Source organism: Albidovulum sediminicola (assembly GCF_025751575.1).
GTDB classification, from domain to species: Bacteria; Pseudomonadota; Alphaproteobacteria; order Rhodobacterales; family Rhodobacteraceae; genus Albidovulum; species Albidovulum sediminicola.
Genome location: NZ_JAOWLA010000009.1, coordinates 173850 through 180559 on the forward strand (window position 1 = coordinate 173850; position 6710 = coordinate 180559).

General features: G+C 66.2%; 5 protein-coding genes. All 5 read left to right on the forward strand.

Annotated elements, in window-relative coordinates; genetic code table 11:
• The first annotated feature begins 51 nt into the window (after nt 1–51).
• The gene (locus OE647_RS11400) at nt 52–3012 is read left to right on the forward strand and encodes a 2-oxoglutarate dehydrogenase E1 component (RefSeq protein WP_263721852.1); all 2961 of its coding nucleotides are present in this window, start codon (nt 52–54) and stop codon (nt 3010–3012) included.
• A gap of 2 nt (nt 3013–3014) precedes the next feature.
• A complete protein-coding gene (odhB, locus tag OE647_RS11405) occupies nt 3015–4544 on the forward strand; it encodes a 2-oxoglutarate dehydrogenase complex dihydrolipoyllysine-residue succinyltransferase (protein WP_263721853.1) in 1530 nt (509 codons plus the stop codon).
• An 86-nt stretch (nt 4545–4630) separates the two neighbouring features.
• Nucleotides 4631–5026 (forward strand): MAPEG family protein, encoded by a 396-nt coding sequence (locus OE647_RS11410; RefSeq protein WP_263721854.1) that lies wholly within the window; start codon nt 4631–4633, stop codon nt 5024–5026.
• 7 nt (nt 5027–5033) lie between these two features.
• Nucleotides 5034–6032 carry a glycosyltransferase family 2 protein gene (locus OE647_RS11415; protein WP_263721855.1) on the forward strand — a complete coding sequence of 333 codons (999 nt, stop codon included), beginning with the start codon at nt 5034–5036 and terminating at the stop codon, nt 6030–6032.
• Between the two features lie 102 nt (nt 6033–6134).
• Nucleotides 6135–6710, forward strand: a 576-nt coding sequence (locus OE647_RS11420) for an FAD-dependent oxidoreductase (protein WP_263721856.1), incomplete at its 3' end; no start/stop codon positions are given.

Here is a 6710-nt window from a genome sequence, read left to right on the forward strand (position 1 = left end):
GCTCCGGGGCGGGAATGAAACCCGCCCCGTTTCCCTCCCCGAGGTGATCCCATGACCGACCATCCCCAGAACGACCAGTTCCATGCCTCGTCCTTCCTGCAGGGGGCGAACGCCGAATATGTCGAACAGCTTTATGCCCGCTTTGCCAATGATCCCGGCTCCGTCGATGCGACTTGGTCGGCTTTCTTCCGATCGCTGGGCGATGCGGAAAACGATGTGCGCAAGGAAGCGCGCGGCGCCTCCTGGGAACGGTCGGACTGGCCGCCGGTCCCGGCGGACGACCTGACCGCGGCGCTGACAGGGGAATGGCCGATCGCGGCCAAGGAGATGAAGGGCGCGGGCGACAAGATCCGCGCCAAGGCCGCGGAAGCGGGCGTCGCGCTTTCGGAAGAGCAGATCAAGCGCGCGGTCCTCGATTCGATCCGCGCGCTGATGATCATCCGCGCCTACCGCATCCGCGGCCACCTCGTGGCCGACCTCGACCCGCTCGGCATGCGCGCCGAGACGCCGCATCCCGAGCTTGATCCCAAGTCCTACGGCTTCACCGAAGCCGACATGGACCGCCCGATCTTCATCGACAACGTGCTGGGCCTGACCCACGCCTCGATGCGCCAGATCCTCGACATCGTCCGGCGCACCTACTGCGGCACCTTCGCGCTGCAGTACATGCATATCTCGGACCCCGAGCAAGCCGGTTGGCTGAAGGAGCGGATCGAGGGCTACGGCAAGGAGATCTCCTTCACCCGCGAGGGGCGGCGCGCCATCCTGAACAAGCTGGTCGAGGCCGAGGGCTTCGAAAAGTTCCTGCACGTCAAGTACATGGGCACCAAGCGCTTCGGCCTTGACGGCGGCGAGGCTCTGATCCCCGCGATGGAACAGATCATCAAGCGTGGCGGCAGCCTGGGCGTCAGCGAGATCGTCATCGGCATGCCCCACCGCGGCCGCCTGTCGGTGCTGGCCAACGTGATGGCCAAGCCCTACCGCGCGATCTTCAACGAATTCCAGGGCGGCAGCTTCAAGCCCGAGGACGTGGATGGGTCGGGTGACGTGAAGTATCACCTCGGCGCCTCGTCCGACCGGACCTTCGACGGCAACACCGTTCACCTGTCGCTGACGGCAAACCCCAGCCACCTGGAGGCCGTGAACCCCGTGGTCCTCGGCAAGGTCCGCGCCAAGCAGGACCAGTTGAACGATCCGGAGCGCCGCGCGGTGCTGCCGATCCTTCTGCATGGCGACGCGGCCTTTGCCGGCCAGGGCGTCGTCGCGGAATGCTTCGGCCTTTCGGGCCTGCGCGGTCATCGCACGGGCGGAACGATGCATATCGTCGTCAACAACCAGATCGGCTTCACCACCGCGCCGCACTTCTCGCGCTCGTCCCCCTATCCGACGGACATCGCGCTCATGGTCGAGGCGCCGATCTTCCACGTCAACGGTGACGATCCGGAAGCCGTCGTCCACGCCGCCAAGGTCGCGACCGAGTTCCGCCAGAAATTCGGTAAGGACGTGGTCATCGACATGTTCTGCTACCGCCGCTTCGGTCACAACGAAGGCGACGAGCCGATGTTCACCAACCCGGCGATGTACAAGACCATCAAGACCCACAAGACCACGCTTCAGATCTATACCGAGCGTCTGGTCAAGGATGGCCTGATCCCGGAAGGCGAGATCGAGGACATGAAGGCCGCGTTCCAGGCGCAGCTGAACGAGGAATTCGATATCGGCAAGAACTTCAAGCCGAACAAGGCCGACTGGCTCGATGGCCGCTGGGCGCATCTGGACCGCGAAGGCGCGGAATACAGCCCCGGCAAGACCGCCATCACCAAGAAGCGCCTGTCCGAGATCGGCAACGCGCTGACCCGCGTGCCCGACGGCTTCGATATCCACAAGACCGTCACCCGGCAACTGGACGCCAAGGCCCAGATGTTCAAGACCGGCCAGGGCTTCGACTGGGCCACGGCGGAGGCGATCGCCTTCGGCTCACTCCTGACCGAGGGGTTCCCCGTGCGCCTGGCGGGCCAGGACTGCACCCGCGGGACGTTCAGCCAGCGCCATTCAGCCTTTGTCGATCAGACCACGGAAGAGCGCCACTATCCGCTCAACCACATCCGGGCGGGCCAATCGCGGTATGAGGTCATCGACTCGATGCTCTCGGAATACGCGGTGCTGGGGTTCGAGTACGGCTACTCGCTGGCAGAACCCAACGCGCTGGTGATGTGGGAGGCGCAGTTCGGCGACTTCGCCAACGGCGCGCAGATCATGTTCGACCAGTTCATCTGCTCGGGCGAATCCAAGTGGCTCAGGATGTCGGGCCTTGTCTGCCTGCTGCCGCACGGGTTCGAGGGCCAGGGTCCGGAACATTCCTCCGGCCGGGTGGAGCGCTTCCTGCAGATGTGCGCGCAGGACAACTGGATCATCGCGAACTGCTCGACGCCCGCGAACTACTTCCACATCCTGCGCCGCCAGATTCACCGGTCCTTCCGCAAGCCGCTGATCCTGATGACGCCGAAGTCGCTCCTGCGTCACCCGCTCTGCATCTCGAACGCGGAGGATTTCACCACCGGCTCCACCTTCCACCGGGTGCTCTGGGACGACGCGCAGAAGGGCCATTCGGACACCAAGCTGGTCGCCGACAAGAAGATCCGCCGCGTCGTGATCTGCTCTGGCAAGGTCTACTTCGATCTTCTGGCCGAGCGCGACAAACGCGGGCTGGACGATGTCTACCTGCTGCGCCTGGAACAATTCTACCCGTTCCCGGCCCAGTCGCTGACGCAGGAACTGACGCGCTTCAAGGGCGCGGAGGTCATGTGGTGCCAGGAAGAGCCGAAAAACCAGGGCGGCTGGTTCTTCATCGAACCCAACCTCGAATGGGTGCTCGACCGGATCGGCGCCAAGCACAAACGCGCGCGCTATGTTGGCCGCACGGCCTCTGCCTCTCCGGCGACGGGCCTTGCCTCGCGGCACAAGGCCGAACAGGACGCGCTTGTCGATGAAGCGCTGACGGTGGGGGGCTGACGATGCCGACCGAAGTACGCGTCCCGACGCTGGGCGAGAGCGTCTCCGAGGCGACCGTCGCGACCTGGTTCAAGAAGCCGGGCGACCTGGTCGCCGTGGATGAAATGCTTTGTGAGCTGGAAACCGACAAGGTGACGGTGGAGGTCCCCTCCCCTGTCGCCGGACGGCTCGCGGAAATCGTCGCGCCCGAAGGCACGACCGTGGGCGTCAGCGCCCTGCTCGCACAGATCGCCGAGGGGGCCGAGGCTGCCCCGGCTCAACCGATCCAACAACCGGCGCCCAAGCCTGCGCCGAAAGCCGAAGAGGGCAAGATGACCGACGTGATGGTGCCGACGCTGGGCGAAAGCGTTACCGAGGCAACCGTATCCACCTGGTTCAAGAAGGTGGGCGACAGCGTAGCGGTGGACGAGATGCTCTGCGAGCTGGAAACCGACAAGGTCTCGGTCGAGGTGCCCTCGCCGGTGGCAGGGGTCCTGGCGGAAATTCTGGCGCCCGAGGGCACGACCGTCGACGCCAAGGCGCGTCTGGCCGTGGTTGCCGAAGGCGCCTCCGCCGGGGCTGCGGCCCCCGCCGCTGCGGCAGCCGCACCTGCTGCAGCCGCAGCCGCCCCTGCGGCGCGCGCGGATGTGGAGGACGCCCCCGCCGCCAAGAAGGCCATGGCTGAAGCCGGCCTCTCGCCCTCCGACGTGACCGGCACCGGCAAGGACGGCCGGATCATGAAGGAAGACGTTGCCCGCGCCGTTGCGGGCCGGGCCGAGGCCGCGCCCGCCGTCGCCTCTGCCGTGCCCGCCCCGGCTGCCGCGCCCCGCGCGCCGGTCCCCGCCAGCGATGCCGCACGCGAGGAGCGGGTTAAGATGACGCGCCTGCGCGCCACCATCGCCCGCCGCCTGAAGGACGCGCAGAACACCGCCGCGATGCTCACGACCTACAACGAGGTCGACATGTCCGGCATCATGGAACTGCGCAACGCCTACAAGGACCAGTTCGAGAAGAAGCACGGCGTCAAGATGGGCTTCATGTCCTTCTTCGTGAAAGCCTGCTGCCATGCCCTGAAAGAAGTGCCCGAGGTCAATGCCGAGATCGACGGCGGCGACATCGTCTACAAGAACTACGTCCACATGGGCGTGGCGGTAGGCACGCCCACCGGCCTTGTCGTGCCGGTGGTGCGCGATGCCGACCAGATGGGCTTTGCCGCGATCGAGAAGAAGATCGGGGAACTGGGCCTGCGCGCCCGTGACGGCAAGCTCAGCATGGCCGAGATGCAGGGCGGCTCCTTCACGATCTCGAACGGCGGCGTCTACGGTTCGCTCATGTCCTCGCCGATCCTGAACCCGCCGCAGTCGGGCATCCTCGGCATGCACAAGATCCAGGATCGTCCGGTCGTTGTGAACGGGCAGATCGTCATCCGCCCGATGATGTATCTGGCGCTCAGCTATGACCACCGGATCGTCGACGGCAAGGGCGCGGTGACCTTCCTCGTCCGCGTCAAGGAAGCGCTGGAAGACCCCCGGCGGCTTCTGATGGATCTCTGATCGCAGAGGTTTTCCCCATCTGCCCATCACGGTGTAGGATGGGGAAAACCCGCCCCGAAACGGGGCCGCATCCGGAGGTTTGACCCATGTCCAACGAACTGACCATCCTTGCGCTTTACGGCCTTTTCGTCTGCCTTCTCGTGTTCCTGAAGGTCACAGGCGCCATGGGCCAACTCGGCATCGGGTACCTGATGTCCGCGCGGGACGAGAAGCGCGAACTGAAGGGCATCACCGCGCGCCTCGACCGGGCGTTGGCGAACTCGACCACCGCGATGATGCTCTTTGCCCCCGCGATCCTGGTCCTGGGCCAGCTGGGCGCGTTTTCGTCCTCGACGCTGGTGGCAGCGCAGATCTTCCTGATCGCGCGGGTGCTCTATGTCCCAGCCTATGCGCTGGGGCTGACAGGCCTGCGGACGGCCATCTGGCTTGCCGGTTTCGCCGCCACCATCGTCCTGTACCTGATCGCACTCATGGCGGCCTGACCCAAAGATGACCGTCCCCGCCCCCCCACCAGAACCCGTCGCGCTCGTCTCCTGCATGCGCAACGAGGGGATTTTTGTGCTGGAGTGGCTGGCCTATCATCTCGGGCTTGGGTTCGAGCGGATCGTGGTCGTCAGCAACGACTGCACGGACGGGTCCGATCGGCTTCTGGATCAGTTGCAGGCGCGCGGGCTGATCACGCATATCCGCCAGAACGTGCCAGAGGGCACAGCACCGCAGGACCAGGGAATGCCGATCGCCATGGACCGGCTACGGCAAGAGGGCATCGCCTGGCTACTTCACATCGACAGCGATGAGTTCCTGCTGATCGAGACCGGGGACGGGCGGCTGGCCGATCTCATGCCCAAGGTGGCGGGGGCCGATGTCGCGGCCCTGCCCTGGCGGATGTTCGGCGATGCGGGCCTGACCGACTGGCGCGCTGGCGCCAATGTGCTGGAGGCCAATACCCGCGCCGAATATGGCCCGATCCCCGGCGTGACGCGCTTCAAGTGCCTGTTCCGCCTGTCGAGCTTCGCCCGCGCGACCGACCACAACCCGCTCGACCCGCTGGTCGAGAACCCGCGCGTCGTGACCCCGGACGGCCGCCCGCTCATGAACCGGACGCTCTACAACGCCCGTTCGTCCCGGTTCCGGCCCGACGAACGCGCCTGCGGCGCCCGCGCGGCGCGAATCAATCACTATGCGATCAAGTCCGAAGACCTGTTCCTGATGAAGAACGACCGCGGCTGCGGACAGGGCAAGCCCGCCGGTGCGAAATATGTCCTTGGCGGCAACTGGCATGTCCTTGCCAACCGGAACGAGGTCGAGGACCGCGCCATCCTGCGCCACTGGCCCGAAACCGCCGCGCGCTTGGTGGAGTTGCGCGCGGACCCCGAAACGGCGGCGCTCGAAAGCGCCAGCCGCGACTGGTTCATCGCCCGGCGCGACGCGGTCCTGACGGCCGCGAACCGCGCCGCCTGGACCCGCAAGACCGAGGCGCTGGCATGAGCGCCCCGACACCGAGAACTTATTCGCCGGCATTGCGTTCCCCCAGCGGGCGGACACGCATCCGGCGCCTGCCCCGACACCCTGAACCCGAAGGAGGAACTCATGTCTGAGTTCGACGTCATCATCATCGGCGCCGGTCCCGGCGGCTATGTCTGCGCGATCCGCTGCGCCCAGCTGGGTCTGAAGACCGCGGTCGTCGAGGGCCGCGAGACCTTGGGCGGGACCTGCCTCAACGTGGGCTGCATCCCCTCGAAGGCGCTGCTGCACGCCAGCCACGCGCTCCATGAGGCGGAGCACAACTTCGCCAGGATGGGCCTGGTCGGTGCCGCGCCCACGGTCGACTGGGCCGGGATGCTGTCCTACAAGGACGACGTCATCGGCCAGAACACCAAGGGCATCGAGTTCCTGTTCAAGAAGAACAAGATCACCTGGCTGAAGGGCTGGGGCTCGATCCCGGCGGCCGGCCAGGTCAAGGTCGGCGACGAGGTCCACTCCGCCCGCCACATCGTCATCGCCACCGGCTCGGAACCCGCCTCCCTGCCCGGCGTCGCGGTCGATGAGACGGTGATCGTCACCTCGACCGGCGCGCTGGCGCTGGCGAAGGTGCCCGCGTCCATGGTCGTGATCGGCGCGGGCGTGATCGGGCTGGAACTCGGCTCGGTCTACGCGCGGCTTGGC

What these genes read in the sequence shown, in the direction of transcription:
- OE647_RS11400 (WP_263721852.1), top strand. Translation starts at nt 52, where the DNA reads ATGACCGACCATCCCCAGAACGACCAGTTCCATGCCTCGTCCTTCCTG.
- odhB (WP_263721853.1), top strand. Translation starts at nt 3,015, where the DNA reads ATGCCGACCGAAGTACGCGTCCCGACGCTGGGCGAGAGCGTCTCCGAG.
- OE647_RS11415 (WP_263721855.1), top strand. Translation starts at nt 5,034, where the DNA reads ATGACCGTCCCCGCCCCCCCACCAGAACCCGTCGCGCTCGTCTCCTGC.
- OE647_RS11410 (WP_263721854.1), top strand. Translation starts at nt 4,631, where the DNA reads ATGTCCAACGAACTGACCATCCTTGCGCTTTACGGCCTTTTCGTCTGC.